This window comes from Pseudoalteromonas sp. KS88 (assembly GCF_004766475.1).
GTDB lineage: Bacteria > Pseudomonadota > Gammaproteobacteria > Enterobacterales > Alteromonadaceae > Pseudoalteromonas.
Genome location: NZ_PYHV01000054.1, coordinates 1 through 1,663, shown reverse-complemented (window position 1 = coordinate 1,663; position 1,663 = coordinate 1). Strand labels below are relative to the sequence as shown.

Genomic DNA, 1,663 nt, shown 5'->3' with positions numbered 1-1,663 from the left:
CATATACAAAGCATGACCAAGGATAAAATCGATAGTGTTTTCTTTGCAAAAATCAGCGACCCAATACCAACAGTGCATGCACTCTACGCCAACAACAATGTCACCGATATACGGTTTAAGTAGTTTTAGTAGCGCTTCTGGTTCATCTTTAATTTTCTTGTGAACAAGGATAAGTCCTGTATTATCAATGATACAGACGTAAAGTAATCGCGCGTGTAAATCGATTCCACAATAATATGGATGCATGTTATTGTAAAAGTTCATTGAGCTTTCTCCTTTAAGGTTGGTTGCCTTTTCAGCGTAGCGAATAATCGCGATGCTGGGGAGGAGGCTCAATGAGTATCAAGGCACTCAAGCAGGACAAAAAACAGTTGGCTTTTTGCTCCTTCGTCGCTAAGTTAAGCCAACAATTTTTTGCCTCTTAGTGAGGCGTTATATTTTTATCTCTGTTCAATATCATAGGTGAAATAATATTGTTATAAATTCTAAAAAAGGTATAGTACCAAGCGAAAATTTAACTACTTATATTACCTTAAAATTAAAAATGGAGTTTTAATATGACTGATCATACGTCAGTAAAAAATGCTATCAATGCTTTTTATAAAGGAGCTGGTCTAAATCTTACTTTCAAAGGAGATGTAAATGCTCGTGTAGCAGAAGTCTTTGGTGAAATGATCTTTGCAACTCAAAAATGCTCAACTGCATTAAGTTGGGTTCCACGACCTAGTGGAGGGAAGGCAACAATATCTTGGATCGTAAGAAACTTTTCTCAAAGTGTTTTAAGACAAATAGAATCAAAGCAATCACGAACTTGTGCTAAAGAAGTAGTACGTAATTATAGAACTAAATTACAGCTTGCTGCATTAGGCATATAAAATGAAAATAATAATCCCTTTTTTCCTATTAATTATATCTAATAATGTATTTGCAACTAATGTAATTCAATTTCCAGAATCAAAGTGCTCAACAGATACCTTACAGCTAAATATTGTAGACGTATCTTTCTGCCCTGTGAAACATGACTTAAAGAAAATAAACTTTCTTGGTTTATCTGCACACACAGTGACAATTTTGAATAATGGTAAAGAGCTAACAATAGGAGTTAATCCTCCGGATATTGCTATATCAAACCTTCACCAAAAGTTTAATATGACAGTGCATGAATTTTTCTTAAACTTATACGGTAATACATTAAACACTGACAAATTAGATGGTATAAAGGAAGCATTTGATATAGACAACTCAAATAAGATGAAGGTTTATCGTAAAGATGATTTGTTTGCTTTTACTATTACTGGAAGTAATGTGGATTACGATAGGATATATCTTAATAAAGTAGACAGTGATTTGATTTATCAAATCACTGGTGAGTTTGATGAACACGAACTTTTAGAAATACTTTCAAGGATCCAGTACTAAAAATATAACACATATGAGCCTTAACTCTGTCAATAGGCACTAGTATTCTTTTTGACCGTTTTTATACAGTGACGGTCAATTCTAAATCAATAAACAAATTCGTTTACTTCGTCTGTCGATGCGGCTGTTAAGCAAGTAGCTTACGGCAAACACATCTAGGGTGCGTTACGCAGTAATCTCTTATTGCGATCTCATCGCAGCCAGATTTTTTCCCATATCCTTTTGGGGTTGCTGGGGCACTACG

2 protein-coding genes and 1 pseudogene are annotated in these 1,663 nt (G+C 34.5%); 2 read left to right on the top strand and 1 reads right to left on the bottom strand.

The genetic code is table 11. The annotated features are described in order from the left end of the window. Nucleotides 1-264, bottom strand: a pseudogene (locus C7Y70_RS20440) (IS110 family transposase); the annotation flags it as partial. Between the two features lie 293 nt (nt 265-557). Here C7Y70_RS20440 and C7Y70_RS20435 point away from each other — a divergent pair. Together C7Y70_RS20435 and C7Y70_RS20430 are read left to right on the top strand one after the other, a co-directional pair. After that, nucleotides 558-875 (top strand): hypothetical protein, encoded by a 318-nt coding sequence (locus C7Y70_RS20435; protein WP_135476862.1) that lies wholly within the window; start codon nt 558-560, stop codon nt 873-875. 1 nt (nt 876) lies between these two features. After that, complete coding sequence (locus C7Y70_RS20430) at nt 877-1,419, top strand: hypothetical protein (RefSeq protein WP_135476860.1); 543 nt, start codon at nt 877-879, stop codon at nt 1,417-1,419. Nucleotides 1,420-1,663 lie beyond the last annotated feature (244 nt).